The following is a 24,615-nucleotide window of genomic DNA, read 5'->3' as shown; positions in this document are numbered from 1 at the left end:
GTGAAGCGAGTCTGGTTTATCGTCATAGGCTTTTTTCTGCTCTGGAGCACCGCTGCGTATCCGGAGCCTTATGCTATTGTCACACTCAACCCCAACCTTCCCCCACTCAAGTCCAGTCAGGTCAAAATGCTGTATCGAGGTCGCCTGAGCCATATTGATGAATACAACATCTCATTGCTGGATCTGCCCCATAGCTCACCTTTGCGTGAGCAGTTCTATTATGGACTGCTCGGCAAAAGCCCGGCACAGATGCAAGCCATCTGGGCCAGGCAAACTTTTTCAGGGCGCAGCAAGGCACCTTTTGAAGCCAAAAGCAGCAGTATGGAAGAAATCATGGCGTGGCTAACCCACAACAAAAACGGTATCGCCTATGTCCCCGCCAGTTGGGTCAACGAGTCAGTCAACGTCATTTATGTCTTCGATAGTGAGGAAGGACTATGAAAACAACGTCTCTCATCGGCTTATTACTGTTCTCGCCATTGGCGATGAGTCAGATCAACGTCGGAGAACACGTTCGGGTCAGCGGTTTCGGCACGGTATCGGCCACTAAATCCGACACCTCCGTACCCATTTTTGTTCATCGCAATATTGATGACGAATGGTGCTTCGACTGCGACACCACACTGGGCTTGCAACTTGATTGGATCATCAACGATCAATGGCGGACATCAGTACAAACCGTCAAACGCCCGCAAGACCACTTTTCCAGCCCGGAGCTGGAATGGGCATATCTGGAATCGGCTTGGGGGGCCTATAGCGCCAAAGTAGGACGGCTGCGTTTACCCGTCTTTATGATGTCCGAATACTACTATGTATCGGTGGCCTATCCTTGGATTCGTCCACCACAAGATGTATACGACAGTTTATTGGGTATCACGCACTACGATGGTGCTTCTTTTGAGTGGAATAAAATGTTGACCGATGCGTCACAGCTGCGTATTTCAACCTTTGCCGCACTGCCGAGTGAAAACGACTACCGACTTTACAACACTCAGTACACGCTGGATGCCAGCTCCGCTTATGGCCTGACGATGGACTGGTATCAAGACGATAACGTATTCCGCATTGCTTATCTTACTGCCGAAGCGGATCTTAAAACTGGCTCGTATAACATTTCGCACTACGATATGGATCTGCTGGCGTTGGGTATCAACTACGCGCTGGGCGATTACCACCTGTTTTCTGAATATATCTATGACAACCAACTCTACTCCAACTGGTATGTCGGCCTGGCGCGCCAGTTTGGCAAATGGCAGCCCTATGCGCAGTATGGTCAGCGACGCAAGTTATACAGCAATGACTCTTACTTGTTCGGCCTGCGCTACAACGTCGTGCCAAATGTCGCCATCAACGGCGAATGGCAAGTAGTCAATAGCACAGAAAATATCATCAGTGGTCACTTCACCAGAGAGCAAAACCCGCTGACCGGGATTGAGACCAAAGCCCACATCATCTCTCTGGCTATTTCGTTTACCTTTTAAGGGGGTAATTTGATAAAGATTACAGTTTTGTGAAACAAATAATGCAAAACCTACAAATGAAATAGATATGAAACAAAATTAGCACGAAATAAGTGTGCTGCTTTGGATTTGTCAATACGCAGAAATGCGGACTGAAACCATTTACATCCACTGCACATTTACACTTTTAAAGCTGAAAATATGGCCATTATTTTTCCTAGCAGAATAACCAGTTAGCCCTTACAATCCCGCCACATAAAAATAACAAACTCCCCCTATGCCAAACGCAGTCCAAACTGCGGGCAGAAACCGCTGTTGTTCATCCCCCTACGGATGGACAAATAAGCTCAACGAAACGTGAAAGGTCCCGAGTAAAAATGAGTCCAGAGAAACATCTCCTAGAATGGCAAACTAGCCAAACGATTGCTGAAGCTATGTCTCCCCTGATCGGTCAGCTATATCGTCAAAAAGGGGTGGAAGTGATCCTGTTCGGTAAAACACTGATCAACGCTGACACCATCGACATCATCAAAACTCATCGCATTGCTCGCCGCTACACTGGCTCCTCCCTCTCTCTGCAACAAACCATGCCAATCCTTCAACAACTGTCTGAGATGGAACTGTCTCCATGTCGCGTTGACATCGGTCAGATGGCACACCAGTTCTGGCAAGCTCATGAAGAAGAACACGGCCTGAAAGATTTTCTGGCGACGGCATTGCAAGGCGCGCTGAATGGCGAAGTGATGAATGAACCGAAAGATGTGGTTCTGTACGGCTTTGGCCGCATCGGTCGTCTGCTGGCTCGTCTGTTGATTGAGAAAAGTGGTCCGGGTTACCCGCTGCGTCTGCGTGCCATCGTGGTTCGCGGCGGCAAAGAAGGCGACCTGGAAAAACGTGCCAGCCTGCTGCGTCGTGACTCGGTTCATGGCCAATTCAATGGCAGCATCATCATTGATAACGAACGTAAGGCTCTGATCGCTAACGGTAACTACATTCAGTTTATCTACGCGAACTCTCCAGCAGACGTAGACTACACCGCGTACGGTATCAACAACGCTCTCGTGGTCGACAACACTGGCGTTTGGCGTGATTCTGAAGGTCTGGGCCAACACCTAGGTTCAAAAGGCGCGGCGAAAGTGCTGCTGACCGCACCGGGCAAAGGTGACATCAAGAACGTTGTTTTCGGCGTGAACGAATCCGTGATTCAGCCAGAAGACACCATCATTTCAGCGGCAAGCTGCACCACTAACGCGATTACGCCTGTGCTGAAAGCGATGCACGACAAATATGGCGTGGTATCGGGTCACATCGAAACTGTTCACTCGTTTACTAACGACCAGAACCTTATCGATAACTTCCACAGCGGCGATCGCCGTGGCCGTTCCGCGTCTCTGAACATGGTGCTGACTTCAACAGGCGCAGCAAAAGCCGTCGCGAAAGCTCTGCCTGAACTGGCAGGTAAACTGACAGGCAACTCGATTCGCGTCCCAACGCCAAACGTTTCTATGGCCGTTGCGAACCTGAACCTAGAAAAAGAGACCGACAAAGACGAGCTGAACGCATACCTGCGTGATATGGCACTGAAGTCTAAACTGGCGGCTCAAATTGATTACACCGAATCGACTGAAATCGTCTCAACTGACCTGGTTGGCTCTCGCTATGCTGGTGTGGTTGATGGTGCTGCGACCATCGCTCAAGGCAACCGCTGCGTACTGTATGTATGGTATGACAACGAGTTTGGCTACAGCTGTCAGGTCGTTCACTGTATGGAACAGATGATGGGTGTTCGTTACAAAACTTATCCATCAGCGTAAAGATTTAGACTCCACAACATAATAAAAACCAATCCTGAAGATGAGAGTGTGACGACTTATACCTCTCGTGACACTCCCTTCTGACGGCATACACACCCCCGTGCTTGCCGCCCTTACCTGATGTGGGCGGCTTTTTTTCTTAACTTTCCCTCACTATTCCACTGGTTACCTATTTTTTTGGTTCTGGTTCTTATTCCTCAGCAGTAAATTTAGGTACACTTACCCGCAATCTTTCTAATCCGTTAGATTGACTAAAATCTGGCTCTTTTCTTAAAAGTTGCGGGTTAGGATATACACTTAATACGAAGCCTAAAGGCGCAGAAATTGTCGTGCTGCTGCGAGAACAACACCAATAAGCATATGAATGCTATGCAATAAATACAGCCATACCATCCACGACACAGAAATTTCTTCCCCGCAGGTAAAACACTGAAGTCAAAATAAAAGGGATCACCCCCTAATATGCCAAACGCCTTGTCAAATCTTGCTCAACGCTTTAAGAAAGCACCCAAATATGTGCGCTATGGAACCTATGCGCTCTCAGCTTATGGGCTGTACGCTCTCACGCTGGGACTCATCACACCCGCCGTGCTGCAAGCTAAAGTACCCGAACTGCTTGGTCAGCAACTGGGCCGAACGGTTGTACTGAACGAAGTTCGGATCAACCCGTTCCTGCTGCGCGCTCGCATCAACGGATTTGCGATTCAGGAAGCAAACGGACAGGATGCCTTTACTCAGTTTGATCAATTGGAAGTCGAAGTCAGTTTCTGGAAAAGCGTGTTCTCGCTGACGCCAACTGTCGATCATGTGACCTTAACGGGTCCGAAAATCGCGCTGCAACGTCTCAGTTCTGGTGAACAAGCGCGCTTCAATTTCAGCGATATCGTCGACACATTGCAGGCGAGTACTCAGCAAACACCGCCTGAAACGGCCGCGACCTCCGAAACTGATTCCGCCATCCCGGCATTTCGCATTGGCAACATTCAGATTGCCCAAGGCAAATTCCAATTTAAAGATAATGTCACCGGCGCCAATCTGAACTACGACGGCCTGAACCTGAACCTGTCTCAGTTTGACAGTCAGGCATACAGCCTCACGCTGCCACAATACGCGCAGGACAAAAATACCGAACTCGCCACTGCGGCCAACCACTACAACTTTGTCATTCAGGGCGTCGACAGCAGTGAGCTGTCGCTGAAAGGTCAATTCCAACTGGCGCCATTGGAAATCGAGGGCGACATCGCCCTCAAAGGACTGACACTGCCGCCATTCTGGCCATTTACCGCCGATCAAATGAAAGCAGCGGTGACTGATGGTGCGATCAACTTCTCCGCCCATTATCTTGCTGCGCACCACGCCGATACGCTGAGTTATCAGCTGAGCGATGGTCAATTCTCCATGAACAATCTTGTTGTCAGCGATGGTAAAGCAGCGAAAGTTAAACTGCCCTCTCTGTCTGTCAACGGCATTGGGCTGAAGAGCGAAACCCAGGTTGTCGACATTGCTGGTATTCAGATGAAAGGCCTGTGGGTCGATGCACAATTCACTCGTCAGGGATTGGATCTGCAAACGTTGTTCGAGCCGAAACAGGCGAAGAAAGAGCCAACCGCTGCGGCGCCGAAAACAAGCACCAATGCAACAGACAACGCTGCGCCAAGCTGGTTGGTACGTTTGAACCAATTTGCCATGACCGACACCGACATCAACGTCAAGGAGAGCGCACAAAGTGATGGCGTCTTCTGGCGCGTGTTCCCGATGTCGGTTACCACGGGTGCTGTGGTCAGCGATCTCAGCCAACCCATTGATTATGATGTCTCACTGGCCCTGAGCTCAAGTAGCCGTTCACAGCCAGAAAAGAGCCGAGGCGAAATCAAAACCTCAGGCAGCGTCGATGCGAAAGCACTGAGTGCACAAGGCAAGCTCGCGATCAGCGATCTGGACCTGAGCCAGTTGCAACCTTATCTCAAACCTTACGTGAATCTGCATTTATCAAAAGGTCAGCTTTCCACTGCGGGTAACTACAGCGGAGACAGTCAGGGTAAAGCAACATATCAAGGTACGGCATCGGTTGATAATCTGCTCATTCGGGACACATTACAGAACCAACCTTTGGTGAAATGGCAGGCGATGAACATCGATTCACTCAATTTCGATGCTCAGAAAAACGCGCTGAAAATCAACACCATCACCTTCAATGCGCCTTACGCTAAGGTAATGATAGCCAAAGATAAACGAACCAACATTGGTAACATTGTCGTTGAAAGCAAGGCGCCGGCGGCCAAACCTGCGTCAGGCAGCCAAAAACAAGCGGTCAGCGTCAAAGCCAGCACCAGCCAATCCAAAGAGCAACCACTGGCGATCGACATTGCGGCCATCAAACTGGTCAATGGCTCAGCGTATTTCGCGGACAACTCATTAACGCCAAACTTTGCGTCAGGGATTGAGTCACTGCAGGGTTCGATTCGTCACCTTTCGTCGACACCGGGAACCAAAGCTCAGGTCGACATCGCAGGTAAGATCGATAAGTACGCACCGGTCACACTCAAAGGTGAAATTAACCCGCTGATTGAAAAACCGTATCTCGATCTGGACCTAGTGTTTAAGAGCGTTGAACTGACCTCCGTTAACCCGTATTCCGGTACTTACGCAGGTTACTACATCGATAAAGGTCAGCTTTCACTGGCACTCAACTACAAACTGGACAACAACCAGCTGGAAGGTAACAACCATCTTGTGATCGACCAGCTCAAACTGGGTAAGCCGAGCGAGTCCGATCTGGCGACCAGCCTGCCACTGACACTGGCTATCGCCATCTTGCAGGACAAAGATGGAGTCATTGATCTGGGTGTGCAGGTGTCCGGCGACGTTAACGACCCGGATTTCAGTTTCGGCAGTGTCATTCTCAAGGCACTGACCAATATCATCGTCAAAGCGGTCACAGCACCATTCTCTCTGCTCGCCAACCTGGTGGGTTCCGATGAAGAACTCAACCATGTAGCCTTTGCATTTGGCGCGACAGAGCTGGATAAAGATGAGCAGGAACGTCTGACCAAGTTGGCTGAAGCTCTGGACTCACGCCCAGGACTGAAACTGAGCATCGCGGCATCGGTGTCTGAAGCGGACGACAGCAAAGCACTGGCAGAAATGCAGGTGCAGCAGGCACTGCTGGAGCAAAGTGGGCTGGATGCTCTGCCAACCGATTTCAGTGCGAGCCGAATTTCCGAATCAGCGCCACTGGCCGATGCGGTTGAATCACTGGCCAAAAAGCAGCTGGGTCTCAACATTCGTGAAGAACGCAATAAGGTTGAACAACAACTGACCGAGCGTGCAGAAGGCAAGGAAATAACCAAGGAGCAAATCCAGACGACGTTAATGCTTGGCCTTTACAACCAGTTGGTTAACGCGACCAACATCACGCCAAACCAGTTAGGCAATCTGGCAGAAGAGCGCGCCAAAGCCGTGAAAGCGTATCTGGTGGACCAAGCCAATATTGCTCCAGAGCGTGTATTCCTGCTTGATAGCAAAACGCACCTTAAAACAGAAGACAGTGGCGCAGAGCTCACGGTTGGCGCCAACTAACTCTATCTAAAACCCGCTGACGCCCCGGATAACCCGGGGCGTTTTTTATTATTTTTGTACCATTAATATTTTATTAAAACCGATTAAAGTCAGATCAATTTTCTTATTTCCATTTATATTCAATAATAGCTTTATATAAGTACTCACTGATACGCTAAAATACGGTCAGTCATTGACTCTTTTATCCATATATACGAAGATGACAGTTCGTTTAATCAGCTCTCTCGTTTGTCAAAAATTTATCAATGACAATAAGTTGACTGGTTAAACCACCTTTAAGAATATCGCGCTCTCACCGTGAGAGTGAGACAGAGGCGGAATTCACGACTGTATGTTAACAACCCAATTAACTCCTAAGTTTTTATTGCGTAAATTAAATCGCCAATCATTAATTCATCATATATTTTTGCTTGGTTTATCAATATTAATCTACGCACTTATCTGCGTATTTTACAGCAATCGATTATTTGATTATTTGGGTAACCAATCAGTCTCACAGATTGAACAGGCACTGCAGCACACCCGCCAGCAAACACAATCCCTGATTGACCAAGTTCATACAGACGTTCCATGTAGTAACGTAGCAGAGAACCTTCGAAAGTTTGTCTTCAAGTCAGACTACGCAAAAGAAATCGGTATCTTTCATGGCTCGCCATTAATTTATTGCACCAGCTCACAAGGTGAGTCTTCGGTACGTATTTATAACTCGGTATTTCAACGTGTGGTCGCCTCCCCAACCCATGAAACTCTGACGTTCACGAAAACCGCCATAACAAAAACACACTCCGTGATATATCTCTATGCCGATGATGATTTAAACGGTGTCAGTATGGTGATTCCACCGCGTTATCTGACGAGACTTGTCACCAACATGATTGGTCATCATCATCTTCCGTTTGATATAAAAATCTACGATAACCCAGTTTTAAATAAGCAAGCTGATGGGATAATTAAAACATTAGGATTTAAATCTCAAGTATTCCCTTTAGTATTAGAATTTTATTTAACCCCAAAAACTTACGTTCATTTTTTGTATAGTGAGGCGTGGATCTTACTGTGCGTCTATTTCATCATTCTTTCTGTATATCTGTATAAACGCAAAAAAGTGATACAGAAACAGAGCCTGGAAAGCTCAATATTACATGCACTGAAAGACAAACAGTTTAGTGTTCATTTTCAGCCTATTATTCAGGCTTCAACGCAGAAGGTAACTGGTTGTGAAGCGTTATTACGCTGGAATCATCCGACGCAAGGGCAGATCCCGCCAACGATTTTTATTCCGCTCGCCGAGCGCCTCGGATTTATCGAACAACTGACTGACTTTGTGATTGAGAAAGCGCTGAAGTTGATTGAACGCAACCCGGATCTGATGCAGGGAAAATACGTCAGTGTCAACATCGACCGTAGCCTGATGTGTGATGTCGCCTTTACCTATCGCATGGTGGAGCGGGTGATGACCAACTCGAAGTTTGCCCAGCACATCGCGTTTGAGATCACCGAAAACGGCGATTTCACCGACCATGAGCTGAACATGGTTGAGCGTAATTTTCAACTACTCAGTCAGGCTGGCATCCGTTTGTTAGTAGACGATTTCGGTACCGGTTATTCGGGTCTCAACTTTGTGCGTCAATTCCACTTCGATACATTAAAAATTGACCGGGTATTCGTGAAGAATCTGGGGCATGAGCCACATCTCAACAACTTGTTGATGTCGATGCTACAACTCGCGCAGAGCTTAGATATGCAGGTGATCGTGGAGGGCGTTGAAACTCAGGAACAGCTCGACATTTTGCGTGAACTTGGGGTGGATTACATTCAGGGTTATCTCTATTCGAAACCTCTGCCTGCGCGTGAATTTGTTGACTATCTAGCAGGTAATGCGCAAGAGAGTGAAGGCCAGCTGTCACTGGCCCTCAGCTAATTCAGAGCGATTTCTACATCGGATTCCAGCACTGTTGAACAGGCCAGCACATAGCCCTGCTCTATTTCGTCAGCACTCAACGTTTCCTGACTGTGGCTGCGCACTGTTCCCGAGGTGACGCGGCACTTGCACGAACCACAAATTCCACTGCGACACGCGGCGATAATTGGCAACTGCCCGGTTTCCAGCGCTTCGAGCAGCAAACTCTCGCTGGGCGCTTCTATGTCAGCGCCGAAGGCATCGACACGTACACGAACCGATTCAGCCACAGAAGCCTGCGTGTTCTCAGCCACGGTTGGAGTAAAGCTCTCCTGATAGAAGTGCTGCATATCGAAATCGAGCGCCTCAAGGTAGCGCTTCACATCCTGCATAAAACCTACTGGCCCGCACAGATACACCGTTCGCTGATGCAAATCCGGAATCAACGTATTGAGCCAGGATTGATCCAATCGCCCTTGCGCATGCTGAGTGCTGCCAGCCTCTTTGAGCAGCAGCTTTAGATGAAACTGCGGATACTGTTGACCCAGTTGCTCCAACTCGTTGGCGTAGATCGTTTCCGTTAAACTGCGCGCGACATGCAGAAAGTCGATGTCCACATTCCCCTGCTCCAGCCACGAACGCGCCATCGACATGACCGGCGTAATACCACAGCCAGCACTGATCAGCACCACTTTATCGCGCGCCGCGCAATCGACATTGTTAAATAGTCCTTGCGGCTTCATCACGCGAATCACGTCCCCCTGACTGAGCGACTCCAATACATGGCCGGACACTTTGCCGCCAGCCACACGTTTGACAGTGAATCGTAATACCGGCTGCTGTGGCATTGAACTGATGGAATAAGCGCGGTACTCGGTTTGTCCTGCAATAGCAAAACCCAGGCTGGCAAACTGCCCCGGTTTGAAGTCAAACCCAACAGACGCATCAGGTGATACCAACTCAAAGCTGACACAATCGGCGGTTTCTGCCCATTTGCGCGCACATACTAATTCGAGAATGTCTTGTTCTGCCCAGGCAGACATATATGTTTCTCCTCTTGCTCATAGGCCCTGCAAGCAGGGCCAGGTATTGTTACGCGGCGAGAATGGTCGCCAAATCGTTTTCAACCGTCGTGATACTGCGCAAATCAAACTGTTCTTGCAGAACCGCCATCAGATTTGGCGTCAGGAAAGCCGGTGCAGTCGGGCCGGTGTAAATCCCTTTCACACCCAGAGCGAGTAGAGTCAGCAAAATCACAATCGCTTTTTGCTCAAACCAGGACAGTACCAGAGTCAGCGGCAGATCGTTCACGCCACAATCAAATTCCTCAGCCAGTGCCAATGCCAGCTGAATCGCCGAGTACGCATCGTTACATTGGCCTACATCCAGCAGGCGCGGAATACCATTGATGTCACCGAACTGATTTTTGTTGAAGCGGAATTTGCCACACGCCAGAGTGAGGATCACACTGTCCTGCGGTGCCTGTGCGGTGAAGTCGGTGTAATAGCTGCGCTCCGCTTTGTCGCCATCACAACCGCCCACCAGGAAGAAGTGTTTGATGTTGCCCTGCTTAACCTGATCCACCACCGCTGGTGCGGCAGCCATCAGTGCGTTGCGGCCAAAGCCGACCGTAATGTAGTGCTCAATTTCATCGTGCTGGAAACCTGGCTGGGCAAGCGCGCACTCAATAACGGCACTGAAATCGTCCCCTTCTACATGCGCCACACCGGGCCAGCCGACAATGCTGCGGGTAAACAGGCGATCGGCATACTGGCCCACGTTCGGATTCAGCAGGCAGTTCGACGTCATCACAATCGCGCCGGGGAAATTAGCAAACTCTTTCTGCTGATTCTGCCACGCGCTGCCGTAGTTACCGACAAGGTGCGGGTATTTGTTCAGTTCAGGATAACCATGAGCTGGCAGCATCTCACCGTTGGTGTAAACGTTAATGCCTTTGCCTTGTGTCTGTTGCAGGATTTTTTCCAGATCGTGCAGGTCGTGACCTGAAACCAGAATGCATTTGCCTTTGACAGGTTTTACGTTGACCTGAGACGGCGCCGGATGGCCGAAAGTATCGGTTTCACCTTTATCCAGCATTTCCATGATGCGATAGTTCATCATGCCGATTTGCATCGCTGTCTTCAGCAACTCGCTGATGTCGGTCGGGTCGGTACCCAACCAAGCCATGATCTGATGGTATTCGGCGTAAACCGCGTCGTCGGTCTGGCTCAGAACGCGGGCATGTTCCAGGTAGGCGGCTGCGCCTTTTAGACCGTACAAACACAGCAGACGCAGGCCAATAATGTCTTCATTCAGGCTCTCTTTGCCGCGGTTAACCGCAGCGGTTGGTGCAAATGCCAGCAGCGCCACCTTATCTTGTGGCAGTTCAAACTGCGCCGCCGCCGACAAGGGCGGGATTTCAAAGCCAGTCAGCGTGGCAGCAGCACGCACCTGTTGCTCTAACTGACGTTTGTACTGATGAGACAACTGAGCAAATTCGATGATACGTTCCGGGTCGAAGTTCACATTGGTCAATGTTGCGAAAAACGCTTTCGGCGCCCACTGGTCAATCTCTTCGATGGTGACGCCGCAAGCGCGGCCCAAGTTCGCCCAAAAAGAGACACCTTGCAGTGAATACACCAGCACGTCTTGCAGATCTGAGACTTCCGCCGTTTTGCCACACATGCCTTGAGAATAGGCACAGCCTTTAGCAACCGGGGTTTGAATGGTTTGTTCACATTGAATACAGAACATATTGAAGCTCCAGAGTTATGATGCGAGTTCATCTCGCTTATTTTCTTTCCGAAGCTCTAATGGCATATTACGTGCCAGTTTTTATCCATATGAATTTATTGAAAATTATCATTTTCATTACATTTAACAAGGTCATTTGGACTTACTAAAAAACAAACCAAATAACTCAAACATGTCATTATGACTCCCACTTTAATGAACGCATGGATAATGTTGTTCATGTTTGATTCATCTTGACCCGGTTAGAGTAACCACTCATGACACAGAGGAGCAGAACATGTATCGATTTCTAGTCACCGCACTGACTCTGATCACCGGATTCTTCGCTTTGATGTTCAGCCTGTTGCTGGCGATTCCCTTGACAATCGCAGCCATCATCACAGGCAAACGTCTGGAAAAGCAACTGAAACGCCGCCCTTTCTATCAGGCACAGGGTAACCAAGGCAACGTGATTGACGGCGAGTTTGAAGAAGTCTCAGGCCAAAGCCGATAAGCCATTCCAATACGCAAAAGCCGCTGGCAACTCAGTTGTCAGCGGCTTTTCTTTGGCGATAAAAAACATGGCTTGCAGATACAGGTGGCAACAAGCCACGGAAAAGATCACACCGTCATCACGACTCGCAGTGCCAGCGCAATCAACACAACACCAGACAAACGGTCAATCAGCACCGCTCGGGCACGCAGTTTATCCAACAGTCTCGGGCTCGAGAGCAAAAAAGTGATGAAGGTATACCACAAACCATCGACCACAAACGGCGTCACGACAATCAGCGCTTTGCTCGAAAACTCGTTACCTACCGCGACAAACTGGCTGAACAGTGCGATAAAAAACAGCGCAATTTTAGGACTGAGTAGTGAAATCATCAGGCCTTCACGCGCCGACTGCCATACACTGACACTCTCGCCCGATTCCAGCTTCGCAGCCACGCCGCCTTTTGAGCGCAGTGCATTCAAACCCAGATAAGCAAGATAAAACGCCCCGGCGTAACTGATGGTTTTGAACAGCAGCGGCGACTGATGCAACACCACAGCCAGACCAATCAGCGTGATAAACGCATACACCCCGATACCAAAGGCATGCGCCCACGCCGTTGCGAGACCATTTTTGCGTCCACCAGCCAAACTGTGTTTAGCGACCATCGCCAAGCTAGGGCCAGGCGACATCGCGCCAAGAATACAAATCGTGAAAAGGGAAAGCCAAACGGTAAACGTCATACAAAACTCCTTACTGGAGCCACGACATTAACAAGCATTAACTATCAATTGAAATCAACAATTCTCATAAAAGCTATGATTTATAGTCATAACCAATCGAATACGAGGTTTCTGTCATGATGGCGTGGACAAGGTTGCGCGCCCATTGATGGAAAGCCTGATTGTCGTATTTGGCATGCCACAACAACCAGTATTTATGCAGCGGCGTCGTCACTGGCAGGCGTTTGTAGACGACGTCGTAATGATGTTGCAGATTGCTGGCAATGTGCTCCGGAACCACCATCAAATGCTGGCTCAGGCATAGGGAACGAAACGCCGCTGAGAAGAATGGAACTTTGAGCGCAATGCGGCGCTGGTGACCCAATTTAGCCAGCGCTTGATCAATATAGGTATCTTTGTCGCCGCCCCCAATCACTTTGATGTGGGCAAAATTGAGCAAATCTTCCACACTGAGCTCGGCTTGAGCGGCCAACGGGTGCTGATTGTGCATCGCGACTACCGGGTAATCAGCGCCAATCAACACGGAGGAGACGCCAACCGGCGGTTCCGGCGACATGGTAGAAGCGAGTTGAATATCGGATTCGGCCATCTGCGACAGCAAGTCCGGTTGCCAGAGACAATATTTCACCGATACCTGCGGTGACTGCACGGCCATTGCTTCGACAATCTCCGGCAAAATAAACTGCGCCACATAATCACTGGAAGCAAGGACAAACTCCCCTTTCCACTGCGCAGGCTCAAACTCAGCTTCCACCATCAGTTCGTCCAGTTCCACAAACCAGTGTTCTAATTTGGCCTGAAGCTGCAGCGCTTTCGGAGTCGGGATCAGCTGGTTACCGTCACGCACCAGCAGAGGATCTGCAAACAGTTCGCGTAATTGGCTGAGCTGGCGACTGACTGCCGACTGAGTGATGTTGAGTTTGTTGGCGGCCTGACTGACGTGACACTCATCCAGCAGCACTTTCAGTGAGCGCAGCAGATTGAGGTTAATGTTATTCATACTCGACCCAGGCTTTGCGCCACTCCGGAGCCGGATAGTCATCCGGCCAGAACTCAACCTGACGACAAATCAGCCCGTTGGCAACCGTATGGAACGTAATGGCCGTGGCTTGAATGACCCCATCGCTGACCTTGACGTGAGTGACCACTTCCTCGCCACTGCCAATCAGCTTCTCAACCGCGAATGTCCAACGTCCATGGGCAGGATATTCGCTATTGATACGAGCGAAATTATCGCGGCCATGAATGCGCTCTTTGGATTGCGGCCAATGAATCACACAATCCTCGCTCAGCCATTGGCTGGCCTTAAAGAAATCGTTGCTGGCCATCGCTTGCCAGTAGTGTTCGACGACTTGTTGTGCGTTCATTCAGACCTGCTTAGTGGTGTTAAAAAATTCTTTGAGTACCGCATGTGTCATCAGATTGCGCAGTTGAGGATTTAGCTGTAGCTCATCGCGAATGGCATTGAGTTCAGCCATGCTTTCCACTTCCACATACAGCATCAAATCCGTTTCGCCGCTGATGGCATGGCACCACTTGATGCCGGGAATTTGATACAGCTTTTCAGCATAGCGCTCACACGAGTGCAAACTGGCCGAGGTATCGAACTTGAGCGCGAAGTAAGCGCACACATTGTTGTTTTTTTCTGGCTGCGCCACCTGAGCGTGATAGCCCAGAATGACTTTATCCTGTTCGAGCTTTTTGATCCGAGCGGTCACGGCAGAACGGGAAAGACTGACTTCACGGGCGATGTCGCTAACGGACATACGGGCATCGCGCCGAAGTAAGTCGATGATCTGATTGTCAAATTTATCCATTGTTATTATTTCCACCCAAACTGGTTTTTCTGCTCTATCCCACGTCGAAAAACCACCAACTTATCCCGTTGATTCCTCGCTAATTTGACACAAATTTTCACACGAGACCACTTGTTCTCACACTATCCAATCAGTTTCACCGTCAATTTGACGGCCAAACCGAGAAAATGCGTCACTTTGACGTGAAAGCCAGCCATTTTGTCAGCTGCATCACATTGCGCTTCAGAGTATCCTTTCAGCCATTAACCCGCCGCAGGTTCAACGCCATCAAGGCCGGGAAGAAGAATAAAAATCAGGGAACAAGAACGTGCAACAACTCAGACAAGACATTACGCTGCTATCCGGTATCGGCCAGCTTTCCACGACCTTAATGGGTACCGGCTTATTTATGATTCCGGCCATCGCGGCAGGCATCGCCGGCGAGTTTTCATTGTGGGCTTGGCTTATCCTGTTTGTTGCCATCTGTCCAATTGCCCTGACTTTCGCCGCACTGGGTAAACGCTACCCCAACGCCGGCGGCACAGCCTATTTCGTCCGACAAGCGTTTAATGCCCGCCTTGAGCGCGCCGTCGCTTGGCTTTTTGTTAGCGTCATTCCTGTAGGCGTTCCCGCAGCTGTTGCTTTAGCTGCCGGGTTTTTACAGCAACTGTTACCGGCACCACTCAATCATGCACTTTTAGCACAGGGGATCACTGTTGCGTTGCTGATTGGGGTCAATCTGGCCGGTACCAAATCCTCCGGCCGTCTGCAGACGGTCATCGCGCTAAGTATCTTCGCTCTGGTTGCCTCGTTTTTCGTTATCGGCGATGTGAGACGTGACGATCTGGTGATGCCAGCACTGACTCAAACAGCTCTGTGGCCGATTGGTGCAGCATTGGGCGTGATGTTCTGGTGTTTTGTCGGCATCGAAGCCTTTGCCCACATGGGGGAAGAGTTTAAGAATCCACAGCGCGATTTTCCTATCGCGATTCTGGTGGGCTGCTTCGTTGCTGGTGCGACTTACTGGGCGTGCTCGGTGGTCATTCTCAAATTCGGCGCTTATGGCAGCCCGCAATTTGACAGCGCCTCAATTCCCTGGCTGAGTGACAAACTGTTCGGTGCCAAAGCAGCCACTCTGATCAGTCTGGTTGGCTTTTTCGCCTGCTTTGCCAGCATCAACCTTTATACCCAAAGCTTGTCTCGTATGGTATGGGCGCAGGCGCGCGAATATCGCCCACACAGCGCCGCGGCCAAACTTTCCAGCCGCGGAGTCCCGGCTCACGCCACCTGGATAGTGGGGTTCATTTTGCTGATCTCGTGCGTGTTTGGTGAGTGGTCGGGACTGGATCTGGAATTTTTCCTTAAACTGGCTAACGGCATCTTTGTGCTGGTTTACCTGCTGGCGATGTTTGCCGCATACAAGCTGCTCAGCGGTTTTGCTAAAGTGTTAGCCGCCATCGCGTTGTTGCTGTGTACGGGTGTTTTTATCTGTTTAGGTTGGTCGATGTTTTATGCTCTGGGCATCTTCACTCTGCTCGCCGTACCATGGAAGAAATCAGCCCGTTCACCACGAACGACATCCGAATAACAGAAAAGAGAAAAGGCGGGATTTCCCGCCTTTTCTCTTTTCTGAACCATCCATATTACGACGCTTTACTCACTTCAAAGCGGCCCACCAATTGATCGAGCCGTTGCAGCGAGTTTTGCATTAAGGTTGTGCGCCGCGCCAGTTGTGATGACGCTTCCTGCAATTTCACTACGGTGTGCTGAGCAGAATCCGCCGTTTGCCGATGCTCTTCACTGTTGCGGGCAATTCCCTGGATCAAAGTAAACAGACCCGTTGCCGATGACTGTAATTGCTCGCTGCGCGTGGAATCATCCACGATCTGGGTACTATTTTCGACGTTCGTGATCCCTTCCTGCATGTATTTCACCGCCAGTTCCGACTGGCTGTGCAGGGCTTTCATCAACTCGCCAATGTTGTTCGCCGCCTGCGAGGTTTTGTTCGCCAATACCCGCACTTCATCGGCCACTACGGAAAAGCCGCGACCGTGTTCTCCCGCTCGCGCCGCTTCTATCGCGGCATTGAGGGCCAAGAGATTGGTCTGCGCGGTAATTTCCGTGATAAGCGCCACTATGCCGCCAATTTTCTGCATTTCGCTGTTCACTTCGTTCACCGTTTGCGCGGAAGACTGAACGATGGTTTTGATCGACTGCGCACTTTCCGCGGCTTTTTGATACTCCAGTTGCGCGGCTTCTACGGTCTCCTGCATTAACAGGTTCATCTCATTCGCGGTATCGTTGGCGCTGTTGATCTCTTGGCTCTGAATGCCGGCCAGTGACAACATATCGGTGATGGACGTCGCCGTCGTGTCGCTGGTCGAAAGCAGTAGTTGACTGCGGCGGAACATCGATTCCGATACGCTCTGCACTTCCCGGCTGGCAAACACCAGCTCTTTAATGATGCCTTCTAAACTGTCAATGAAGCTGTTGGTCCAGCGCCCCAAATCGCCCGTTTCATCGGCTTTGAATCGGCTGGCATCCAGTCGTCGGGTCAGGTTGCCATCGCCTTCCGCCAGCACCTGCATCACCTGCGTCATGCTTTCCAAATTTTTGGCCATCGGACGCGAAGTCACGATATGGAACATTCCAACCGCAAGCGCGCCCATAATCAACGAGCAAAACAGCAGTTGCCACTCTTGCAACGGGTACCAATAGCTGACCAGAAACGGGAATAACAGCGGCGTAAAGATGCTCAGGGTAAACTGTTGATCAAGCTTTTGCGCCAGTGAACGGTGGCGATACACCTCTTCCAGATCCGATTCACACATCATGCCCCAACGATCCACCGAGCCCGGCATGGTGAAGGTCACACCTTTACCGATGACCGGAATGTGGCGATAGTCCGAATAGCCCGGATATTCCACAAATAAGTTGCTGCCGTGGTTGATCGTTTCCCGAACTCCGGGATGCAATTTGTTGGTTGCCGGATCGTTGAACACAACTTCAAATTCGGTGTGCCGCTGAACTTTGACCACTCCCCAACGCGTATTGACGCCCTCTTTGAGGTTTTCGCCGTGGGAAAAACGGTTGTCTTCAAAACGGGAGCGCGACAGAGCCACGCCCTGTTGAATTGACGGGTCAAATTGCGACTGCACCATAAACAGGTAGTTGTCGCCCGATTCGCTGTAGATATGACCTGCCTCGCGCTGGATCAGGTCGCCAATCACATCATTAGGAACACGGCCGCACAAACAGCCAATCAGCTCACCGTCATTACGGAGCGGTTGATAGAACATCAGCGTCACTTCATCGTGAAACAATGAGCTCGACGGGCCGATCGCCAACGTGACATCGTCACGATAAGGTCCATGCAGAAAAGGCTGCGTCAGCCCTGCACGCAGAGCTGGCATCGAAGCGACCGACTTACCTTGTTGGGCCGGGTAGGTGGAGTCGATGATCTGTCCTTGCGGCGACACGATAAACAGTTCAGAAAAATCGCTGCTGCGCTTGAGCAAGCGATGCAGGGTTTCGCGGTATTCATGCGTCGCTTTGGTTGCCAGATAGAGCGCCGCATCGTGTAAAAAGGACCACTCGTTTTCCGCCCAGGTTGTGAGGATCTGTACTCGCGTATTGGCAATATTTTCAAAGGTTTGTTCAAGAGAGGCTACGCGTTTACGATTCATAAAACACGCTTTGCGCATCGCCAGTTTACCGGTACTTCCCAGCCAAGGGAGCCATCCTCGCTCCGCTGCCGTTAACTGCATAAATTCACCATCCATGTGTATGATTATTCAATTAATAAATGCAAAGCCTGTTCCAAAAACCGAGAAACCATACGCTGTGCTGAATTTCATATTCTCTCAAAACAACTTCACTACTCCTTAATGAGTAATGCAGTCATATTCTCTTATGTTATTGAATTGTTTCATTTTAATTTGCACCAACTCAAAGCATGAATTGACGATTTATTGACCGTAACGCACCATTATTGTGAAGCTCAGCGCCATACTGCACAGAAATGAGCTCGAATCGCTGGAAGCGGTGAAGAGATAACGGCCCGGCGAAAGAAACAAAAAAGGGCTGCAATGCAGCCCCTGACAATCTGGTTTAAACGCTTAGCCGTTAGAGATTTTGCGATGGCCTTCCTGCAGATGAACAAAGTCCACCAGATCATCGCCGGACACCTGATACGCCTGACCAAACCCTTTCACGAACAAACCTTTCTCCGGTTTTAGGCAGTAGAGCGTAAAGTCTTCCAACTGGCTGAGTCCGTCGATGATTTCGCCAAAGCGCGCTTTCATCTGACCAATCACTTGTTGCCATAACAAACTGTCACGGGCAACGCTTTTGGCCACGGCATCAAAAGTCAGACGCTTGCGAGCAAACAACTGCTTCGCGGCACTTTCATCTTCAATCATCATGATCGACACCTGTGGATTGATGTCGAGGTTGCGAGCGTGGCGGGCAATGTGCGAGATCAGAATGAAGTAGCCTTCCTGGTTCTGCACAAACGGCGCATAGCTCACGTTTGGACGCCCATCAGCATCGACCGTCGCCAATTGCAGCGTTGAGCGCTCCTGGCGGAACTCCTGAATTTCCGGCTCCAGACGTCCTTGCAGTCTTTCCTGCTTAACTTGCTGATCCATTTACTTTCTCCTAAAACCGATCACTATTTTTGTAGTTGTTGTTGCAATGCTTTAAAGCGGATGACCTGATCCGATAACAGCTCACGCTTTTCGTCACGTCCCAGATATACCTTAAAAATGTTGTCGCCCTGGGCACTGAAAAAACCAAAGTAGTGACTTTCACGCCCCATAAACGGTTTGCTGACTAACGCAACATGCGTAATCGTATCGAGCTTTAAATGGCCATGCAGTTGACCATCACGCCCCATTAAATTGTAGTAGCCACGTGCCATTTTCCCTTTCGGCAATGGCGCTTTAACTTCGAAAATAGAACCAAACGAATGAACAATAGTGGTCACTGTGCCCCAGTCTGCGATATCGCTGAGTAACGTTTCCGCTTCGCTGCCATCCACCACAGCCACCATTTCCGTTGGCAGGGCGTTTACCACATCAAATTCGGAAACATTGAGTCGCTCAGCCATCGCGGCTGTCAGCAGTGTCGGTTCCTGTTCAAGCAGCGTTGCAACTCGTTGTTGTAGAGATTCCATAGTTATTTCCACTGTTATCTGGCTCGTAGCGCTCTGGCCACGAACTGGTGCAATCTGAATATTGTGCAGCCTGATGAGTGCTTGTTGCAGGTTTGTCACCATTTTAATGTGACTGCAACCTTGATGACTGTCGAATGATTGGAGCCGTCGATAAACCAAATAGTTCATCCGAATCCGCTGAATCATTGCCAGTGCAGTCGTTGACACAAAGTGACAAAATCATAGATACACTAAAATGAGAATGCAATTGATAATTGATCTTATTTGCATGTTGAGTGATAATTCTGAAATTAAATGGATACGGGCTTCGGAGCTGAGAGTGAATTTCCCAAGATATTTTGTCGCAGGCGGCGTTTCTCTTGCATTGCACGCTTCACTCCTGTTGGTGGCAAAACAGTCCACCGCGCTCGCCATGCCTGCGGGTAATCAATCCACTTCGGTCGCGATCAATTTTGTCGCCGCGCCGCAAGCAACGCCCCAGGTTAAAGCGGACAACATTGCGAAATCGCCAGCCAAACCCGAACCTAAAACCACAGCAGTAACACCTGAAAAGCCGAAAGAAAAGGTCGCCCAAAGCGCTGACAAACAGAAACTCACAGCGAAAACGGCGACCCAAAAACCCATTCGTTCAGCGTCCAATAAAACAGTGCAAACATCAAAACCTGTGGCTCCGCCAGTCAAGCACAAATCAGAGACAACGCAGGCAGTGACTCACACTGCACCAGCCGCTACGCCCGTTGAAACCGTAGCGAAAGCCAAGCCGGCGCCTGAGATAAGCAGCCAAGGCGCGAATGCTGCACCAATCCTGGTTGATCGCCCCTCTTTTGTGTCACGTCCGATTCGCCCCAATTACCCACGTTTGGCACAAAAGCGCGGTATTGAAGGAGTGGCCACTTATGAAGTGTGGCTCGATGCACAAGGTCACCAAATCAAACAGATTTTAATATCTTCTTCCGGTACTGAGATGTTGGACCAATCCGCGCTGGATGCCATCAAACAGTGGAAGTTTTCTCCACACATCATCAACGGTGAAGCGCTGGCTCACCGAGTGCAAATTCCCGTTCGTTTTAGGTTGGATGGATAATGGAACCACTACATCAATTGCAACAACAACTCGGTCTGATGACCTGGCCCCTGCTAATCTGCTCAGCATTGACCGTCATGATCCTGGCTGAACGCGCCTTTCAGGTGATACTCAGTTTAGGCGTCGGCAAAGGAGCCATCCGCCGTCACCTGAACCAAGTATCGCCAACCAATGCCACCGAATTGGAAGCGTTAGCCGAGTCAATGGCTGACAAGCGCCCGCTGCTCTACCGCGCAGTGGCTATGCTACTGGCCCACCATGCCTTTCCCAAAGCGCTACGCGAAGATGCAGCTGGAATCTGGCTGCAGGAAAAACGCCATCAGCTCAATGCCGGGCTGCGCCTGCTCACTCTGATTGGCGTTATCAGTCCGTTAATTGGCTTGCTCGGCACCGTACTGGGCCTGATTGAAATGTTCAAAGGTGTAGCGGCTTCGAGCGGCAATATTACGCCCAACGATCTGGCCGATGGTCTTGGCATTGCGATGCGCACCACCGCTGCAGGCCTCATGATTGCGCTGCCCGCCATCGCTGGCGCGCAGTTACTCAGCTTATGGGCCGACAAAGTGATGGCGAAACTGGAGCACACGCTCAACTACGTCAATCTGTGGCTGGAAGGTATCAGCCTTAATACCAGTGACGCGCGCCGTTCTTCGTCAGACACCGCCGCTGCGCCTGCTGTGAGTTCATCATGATCAAAAGCGCACCGCACAAAAACGAGTTTGGCTTAACGCCGGATCTGACGCCGCTGCTCGACATCATCTTTATCGTGATGGTGTTTTTGATGCTGACCGCTGCGGTCAAGCTCGATTCGCTCGATGTCACCTTACCCACCAGCGATTCCGATGTCGTTACCGCAGTGGAGTCTCAGTCGCTGACCATTAACATCACCGCGACTGAGCCTTACTGGGCAATTGACGGCCAAGCCTACCTCGACTGGCACAATTTCACTCTCGCGCTGCTTGAGGCTCATAAACATAACCAGCGCCCAATCGTCATCGGCGCCGATAAAAATGCCGAGGTGCAACATTTGGTCAAACTGCTGGCCTTTTTGCAGGAAAACGGCATTCAAGCCACTCAACTGTTAACCGAAAAACCATCGAAATAATGAGACACACCATGAAAACCACCGTTCGAGTAGCGTGGCTGGCGGCCACTGCGTTTACTGCCTTTTCCTCTTCCACTCTGGCCGCTGAACGCATCATCAGTGCAGGTAGCAGCGTGACTGAACTCATTCTGGCGCTTGGCGCGGAGCAGCAACTGGTCGGGATTGATGTCACCAGTGTGACGCCACCTTCTCTGGCATTGCCGAAGGTCGGTTATCATCGTCAACTGTCTGCCGAAGGCCTGCTTGCGCTTGAGCCGACGCAGCTACTCGGCTCCAATGAAATGGGCCCTGACACCACATTAAACCAGCTCAAATCTGCCGGGGTGGACGTTGAAGTGATCAACAGTGATTCGACCCCGCAAGGCTTACTGCAACGCATCGATCAGATTGCCAGCCTGACCCACAGCGAAACGGCCGCTGGTCCTCTGAAACAACAGGTCAACGATGCGCTTAAAGCGCTGCAAGCCCACCAACCAGACGCATCAGCACGCAAGAAAGTGTTGTTTCTGCTGATCCATGAAGGACGCGCAGCGAACGTTGCAGGCAGTGACACGGTACCGGATGCGATGATCACGCTCGCAGGCGGCGTAAACCCGGCGGCGACCCAGTTGACATCATACAAACCGTTGTCGATGGAAGCCATGGTTGAAATGCAACCCGATGTGATTCTGGTTAGCGGCCGCAGCTACGACAAAATGGGCGGCGCCGACGCTATTCTTGCGGCCATGCCAATGCTTGCCGCCACACCAGCAGGTCAGAGTAAACAGATCATCACTGTCGATGGCCACGCGTTGGTCGGTGGTTTGGGACTCAAAAGCTTAGCAGAAGCGCAGCGCCTGCAGGCGTTGCTCTATCCACAGGGTTAAATGCGCGTGTTAAGACAGGTTCCTCTTTATCTGACCACGCTGGTGTTGGGGTTGATTGTGGCGATTTCCGCCATTTACTCCATCACGGTTGGTCCCATGAACATCAGTTTCCGTGACAGCCTGAGTAGCTTGCTGCTGCAAAGTGACGATATCGCCAAGCACATTAATTTGGTGATCCATGAGATTCGTTTCCCACGCACCCTGTTATGTATGCTGGTCGGCGCGATTCTCGCGTTGTGTGGCACCGTGATGCAAGGGCTGTTTCGCAACCCATTGGCGGAGCCCGGCATCATCGGCGTCTCTGCCGGAGCGTCTTTGGGGGCCGCGCTGGCCATTGTACTGCTGGGCAACCTCAACTTTGACGCGCGTTGGATGAATGCGATCACGCTGCCACTGTGCGCTTTTCTCGGTGGCGCTCTGACCACCATTGTGGTGTATCGACTCGGCACCAATAAATTCGGGACTTCCGTCACCATCATGTTGCTGGCCGGGGTCGCGATCAGCGCCGTATCCGGCGCGGGCATTGGTTATCTGAACTACGTCGCCGACGATCAGATGCTGCGCGATCTCACCTTGTGGTCCATGGGGTCGTTTGCCGGTGCGAACTGGCAAAGCATTACGCTGTGTGGCATCACGTTACTGGGTTTGTACTTCTACTTCACCCGCCGTGCGATGGCATTGAATGCTCTGCTGCTCGGCGAGTCAGAAGCGCGCCATCTGGGGATTCCGATTCAGCGCCTCAAGCGAGCATTGATTGTGCTCAGCGCGGTCGGCGTCGGCGTTACCGTCAGTGCCGCCGGTATGATTGGCTTTGTCGGTCTGGTGGTGCCTCATCTCGGTCGAATGTTGGTCGGGCCGGATCATCGCAACCTGCTGCCCGTTTCTGCGCTGCTTGGCGCGCTCTTGCTGACCATCGCTGACATGTTTGCCCGCGTCGCGGCAGCCCCGGCTGAGCTGCCGATCGGTATCGTCACTGCCTTAGTCGGTGCGCCCTTCTTCCTCTATCTTCTGTTTCAGCAAAAGGGAAAAATATTCTGATGTCGTCTATCGCCCTTCAGGCACAGGGGTTGTCTGCCCATTTTGGCGCCCGCACCGTGCTGAATGAAATTGATATCGAAATTCGCTCGGGTGAAGTCACTGCGCTACTCGGCCCCAACGGCGCCGGGAAAAGTACCCTGCTGAAACTTCTGAGTGGTGAACTCGACAGCAGAACGCCGATCCACGTTTTTGGCAAGGCGCGGGAGATGTGGTCACCCTCTGATCTCGCCCGTCATGTTGGTCTGCTGCCACAGAGTAGCAGTCTGAGCTTTCCCTTTACCGCGCAAGAAGTGGTGGAACTGGGCGCGATTCCGCTCAATGCTTCGCAACAGGAAACACGCAGGCTCGCGCGTCATTACATGACCCAGACCGATGTGATTCACTTGGCGGATCGTTTGTATCCGGCTCTTTCCGGCGGTGAAAAGCAGCGCCTGCATTTGGCTCGCGTGTTGACGCAATTGCATCAAGGGGGAGAGCAAAAAATACTGATGTTGGATGAACCCACTTCGGCGCTCGACCTTGCCCACCAGCATAATACACTGCGAATTGCGCGCGATTTAGCCCGCAACGAAGCGTGTGCGGTGATTGTCGTGCTGCACGATCTCAACCTCGCGGCACAATATTCCGATCGTCTGGTTTTGCTGCATCAAGGCAAACTGGTGTGCGATGCGCCGCCATGGCAGGCGCTTAACAGCGAACTGATTGAACGGGTTTACGGTTATCGGGCAATCGTCGCGCCTCATCCACAGCTCGATTTTCCGATGGTTTATCCAGCGGCTTAGAGCTCTCAGATTCTGCGCATAAAAAAGGCCAACTCACGTTGGCCTT

Annotated in this window: 22 protein-coding genes and 1 pseudogene; 14 read left to right on the top strand and 9 right to left on the bottom strand. The window is 50.8% G+C overall.

What is annotated here, in order from left to right; all coding sequences use genetic code 11:
• The 6 genes and pseudogenes from LGV68_RS08720 to LGV68_RS08695 all read left to right on the top strand — a co-directional run bounded on the left by LGV68_RS08720 (position 1) and on the right by LGV68_RS08695 (position 8,774).
• Positions 1–441, top strand: a complete 441-nt coding sequence (locus LGV68_RS08720; RefSeq protein WP_233920973.1) for a hypothetical protein — start codon at positions 1–3, stop codon at positions 439–441.
• The gene (locus LGV68_RS08715) at positions 438–1,481 is read left to right on the top strand and encodes a hypothetical protein (RefSeq protein WP_044362682.1); all 1,044 of its coding nucleotides are present in this window, start codon (positions 438–440) and stop codon (positions 1,479–1,481) included. Before LGV68_RS08720 ends, LGV68_RS08715 begins: the two co-directional genes overlap by 4 nt.
• A gap of 356 nt (positions 1,482–1,837) precedes the next feature.
• Positions 1,838–3,274: a glyceraldehyde-3-phosphate dehydrogenase gene (locus LGV68_RS08710; protein ID WP_024375360.1), complete on the top strand. Its 1,437-nt coding sequence runs from the start codon at positions 1,838–1,840 to the stop codon at positions 3,272–3,274.
• A 462-nt stretch (positions 3,275–3,736) separates the two neighbouring features.
• Positions 3,737–6,853, top strand: coding sequence for a DUF748 domain-containing protein (locus tag LGV68_RS08705; RefSeq protein WP_252536544.1), 3,117 nt, complete (start codon positions 3,737–3,739; stop codon positions 6,851–6,853).
• A gap of 331 nt (positions 6,854–7,184) precedes the next feature.
• Positions 7,185–7,661: pseudogene (locus tag LGV68_RS08700) on the top strand (CSS-motif domain-containing protein); the annotation flags it as partial.
• Between the two features lie 297 nt (positions 7,662–7,958).
• Entirely contained in the window at positions 7,959–8,774 is an 816-nt protein-coding gene (locus LGV68_RS08695; RefSeq protein WP_229601561.1) for an EAL domain-containing protein, read from the top strand.
• On the opposite strand, the gene LGV68_RS08690 is transcribed toward LGV68_RS08695, so the two are convergent.
• Positions 8,771–9,796, bottom strand: a complete 1,026-nt coding sequence (locus LGV68_RS08690) for a hybrid-cluster NAD(P)-dependent oxidoreductase (protein WP_252536543.1) — start codon at positions 9,794–9,796, stop codon at positions 8,771–8,773. The two genes, LGV68_RS08695 and LGV68_RS08690, sit on opposite strands and share 4 nt — an antisense overlap.
• Positions 9,797–9,845: 49 nt before the next feature.
• Positions 9,846–11,507 carry a hydroxylamine reductase gene (hcp, locus tag LGV68_RS08685; RefSeq protein WP_252536542.1) on the bottom strand — a complete coding sequence of 554 codons (1,662 nt, stop codon included), beginning with the start codon at positions 11,505–11,507 and terminating at the stop codon, positions 9,846–9,848.
• A 277-nt stretch (positions 11,508–11,784) separates the two neighbouring features.
• Between hcp and LGV68_RS08680 the strand changes: the two genes are divergently transcribed.
• Complete coding sequence (locus LGV68_RS08680) at positions 11,785–12,000, top strand: hypothetical protein (RefSeq protein WP_061055395.1); 216 nt, start codon at positions 11,785–11,787, stop codon at positions 11,998–12,000.
• 107 nt (positions 12,001–12,107) lie between these two features.
• Here the strand turns inward: LGV68_RS08680 and LGV68_RS08675 are convergent, their stop codons facing one another.
• From LGV68_RS08675 to LGV68_RS08660, 4 genes are all read right to left on the bottom strand, one after another.
• A complete protein-coding gene (locus tag LGV68_RS08675) occupies positions 12,108–12,722 on the bottom strand; it encodes a LysE family translocator (protein WP_024375202.1) in 615 nt (204 codons plus the stop codon).
• Positions 12,723–12,795: 73 nt separating this feature from the next.
• On the bottom strand, positions 12,796–13,722 hold the full coding sequence (locus tag LGV68_RS08670) for a LysR family transcriptional regulator (protein WP_252536541.1): 927 nt from the start codon (positions 13,720–13,722) through the stop codon (positions 12,796–12,798).
• The gene (locus LGV68_RS08665) at positions 13,715–14,089 is read right to left on the bottom strand and encodes a nuclear transport factor 2 family protein (protein WP_100267897.1); all 375 of its coding nucleotides are present in this window, start codon (positions 14,087–14,089) and stop codon (positions 13,715–13,717) included. Before LGV68_RS08665 ends, LGV68_RS08670 begins: the two co-directional genes overlap by 8 nt.
• Positions 14,090–14,539: an Lrp/AsnC family transcriptional regulator gene (locus tag LGV68_RS08660; RefSeq protein ID WP_020328986.1), complete on the bottom strand. Its 450-nt coding sequence runs from the start codon at positions 14,537–14,539 to the stop codon at positions 14,090–14,092. It lies immediately after the preceding gene.
• Between the two features lie 307 nt (positions 14,540–14,846).
• On the opposite strand from LGV68_RS08660, the gene yjeH reads away from it, so the two are divergent.
• Complete coding sequence (gene yjeH, locus LGV68_RS08655; protein WP_252536539.1) at positions 14,847–16,106, top strand: L-methionine/branched-chain amino acid transporter; 1,260 nt, start codon at positions 14,847–14,849, stop codon at positions 16,104–16,106.
• A gap of 55 nt (positions 16,107–16,161) precedes the next feature.
• Here yjeH and LGV68_RS08650 read toward each other — a convergent pair whose 3' ends face one another.
• The 3 genes from LGV68_RS08650 to hutX all read right to left on the bottom strand — a co-directional run bounded on the left by LGV68_RS08650 (position 16,162) and on the right by hutX (position 19,694).
• Complete coding sequence (locus tag LGV68_RS08650) at positions 16,162–18,285, bottom strand: methyl-accepting chemotaxis protein (protein WP_238851094.1); 2,124 nt, start codon at positions 18,283–18,285, stop codon at positions 16,162–16,164.
• A 351-nt stretch (positions 18,286–18,636) separates the two neighbouring features.
• The gene (hutZ, locus tag LGV68_RS08645) at positions 18,637–19,167 is read right to left on the bottom strand and encodes a heme utilization protein HutZ (RefSeq protein WP_047461044.1); all 531 of its coding nucleotides are present in this window, start codon (positions 19,165–19,167) and stop codon (positions 18,637–18,639) included.
• 23 nt (positions 19,168–19,190) lie between these two features.
• Complete coding sequence (gene hutX / locus LGV68_RS08640; protein ID WP_252536537.1) at positions 19,191–19,694, bottom strand: heme utilization cystosolic carrier protein HutX; 504 nt, start codon at positions 19,692–19,694, stop codon at positions 19,191–19,193.
• Between the two features lie 319 nt (positions 19,695–20,013).
• Between hutX and LGV68_RS08635 the strand changes: the two genes are divergently transcribed.
• From LGV68_RS08635 to LGV68_RS08610, 6 genes are read left to right on the top strand one after another with little or no spacing between them, the layout of a single operon-like run.
• On the top strand, positions 20,014–20,778 hold the full coding sequence (locus LGV68_RS08635) for an energy transducer TonB (protein WP_252536536.1): 765 nt from the start codon (positions 20,014–20,016) through the stop codon (positions 20,776–20,778).
• A complete protein-coding gene (locus LGV68_RS08630) occupies positions 20,778–21,470 on the top strand; it encodes a MotA/TolQ/ExbB proton channel family protein (RefSeq protein ID WP_055452551.1) in 693 nt (230 codons plus the stop codon). Before LGV68_RS08635 ends, LGV68_RS08630 begins: the two co-directional genes overlap by 1 nt.
• Positions 21,467–21,883, top strand: a complete 417-nt coding sequence (locus LGV68_RS08625; RefSeq protein ID WP_024375210.1) for a biopolymer transporter ExbD — start codon at positions 21,467–21,469, stop codon at positions 21,881–21,883. Before LGV68_RS08630 ends, LGV68_RS08625 begins: the two co-directional genes overlap by 4 nt.
• Positions 21,884–21,894: 11 nt before the next feature.
• Positions 21,895–22,749, top strand: a complete 855-nt coding sequence (locus LGV68_RS08620) for an ABC transporter substrate-binding protein (protein ID WP_158129397.1) — start codon at positions 21,895–21,897, stop codon at positions 22,747–22,749.
• The gene (locus tag LGV68_RS08615) at positions 22,750–23,787 is read left to right on the top strand and encodes an iron ABC transporter permease (protein WP_154183183.1); all 1,038 of its coding nucleotides are present in this window, start codon (positions 22,750–22,752) and stop codon (positions 23,785–23,787) included.
• On the top strand, positions 23,787–24,569 hold the full coding sequence (locus LGV68_RS08610) for a heme ABC transporter ATP-binding protein (protein ID WP_047461025.1): 783 nt from the start codon (positions 23,787–23,789) through the stop codon (positions 24,567–24,569). Before LGV68_RS08615 ends, LGV68_RS08610 begins: the two co-directional genes overlap by 1 nt.
• Positions 24,570–24,615 lie beyond the last annotated feature (46 nt).

The organism is Vibrio sp. LQ2, from assembly GCF_023920125.1.
Classification (GTDB): domain Bacteria; phylum Pseudomonadota; class Gammaproteobacteria; order Enterobacterales; family Vibrionaceae; genus Vibrio; species Vibrio fluvialis.
Note: the sequence above shows the minus strand (reverse complement) of the source record. Positions and strands in the feature narration are given on the sequence as shown.

Bases quoted from the DNA above. Each gene is read 5' to 3' on its own strand.
- LGV68_RS08715 (WP_044362682.1), top strand. From the start codon at position 438: ATGAAAACAACGTCTCTCATCGGCTTATTACTGTTCTCGCCATTGGCG.
- LGV68_RS08710 (WP_024375360.1), top strand. From the start codon at position 1,838: ATGAGTCCAGAGAAACATCTCCTAGAATGGCAAACTAGCCAAACGATT.
- LGV68_RS08705 (WP_252536544.1), top strand. From the start codon at position 3,737: ATGCCAAACGCCTTGTCAAATCTTGCTCAACGCTTTAAGAAAGCACCC.
- LGV68_RS08690 (WP_252536543.1), bottom strand. From the start codon at position 9,796: ATGTCTGCCTGGGCAGAACAAGACATTCTCGAATTAGTATGTGCGCGC.
- hcp (WP_252536542.1), bottom strand. From the start codon at position 11,507: ATGTTCTGTATTCAATGTGAACAAACCATTCAAACCCCGGTTGCTAAA.
- LGV68_RS08680 (WP_061055395.1), top strand. From the start codon at position 11,785: ATGTATCGATTTCTAGTCACCGCACTGACTCTGATCACCGGATTCTTC.
- LGV68_RS08675 (WP_024375202.1), bottom strand. From the start codon at position 12,722: ATGACGTTTACCGTTTGGCTTTCCCTTTTCACGATTTGTATTCTTGGC.
- LGV68_RS08670 (WP_252536541.1), bottom strand. From the start codon at position 13,722: ATGAATAACATTAACCTCAATCTGCTGCGCTCACTGAAAGTGCTGCTG.
- LGV68_RS08665 (WP_100267897.1), bottom strand. From the start codon at position 14,089: ATGAACGCACAACAAGTCGTCGAACACTACTGGCAAGCGATGGCCAGC.
- LGV68_RS08660 (WP_020328986.1), bottom strand. From the start codon at position 14,539: ATGGATAAATTTGACAATCAGATCATCGACTTACTTCGGCGCGATGCC.
- LGV68_RS08650 (WP_238851094.1), bottom strand. From the start codon at position 18,285: ATGCAGTTAACGGCAGCGGAGCGAGGATGGCTCCCTTGGCTGGGAAGT.
- hutZ (WP_047461044.1), bottom strand. From the start codon at position 19,167: ATGGATCAGCAAGTTAAGCAGGAAAGACTGCAAGGACGTCTGGAGCCG.
- hutX (WP_252536537.1), bottom strand. From the start codon at position 19,694: ATGGAATCTCTACAACAACGAGTTGCAACGCTGCTTGAACAGGAACCG.
- LGV68_RS08630 (WP_055452551.1), top strand. From the start codon at position 20,778: ATGGAACCACTACATCAATTGCAACAACAACTCGGTCTGATGACCTGG.
- LGV68_RS08625 (WP_024375210.1), top strand. From the start codon at position 21,467: ATGATCAAAAGCGCACCGCACAAAAACGAGTTTGGCTTAACGCCGGAT.
- LGV68_RS08620 (WP_158129397.1), top strand. From the start codon at position 21,895: ATGAAAACCACCGTTCGAGTAGCGTGGCTGGCGGCCACTGCGTTTACT.
- LGV68_RS08615 (WP_154183183.1), top strand. From the start codon at position 22,750: ATGCGCGTGTTAAGACAGGTTCCTCTTTATCTGACCACGCTGGTGTTG.
- LGV68_RS08610 (WP_047461025.1), top strand. From the start codon at position 23,787: ATGTCGTCTATCGCCCTTCAGGCACAGGGGTTGTCTGCCCATTTTGGC.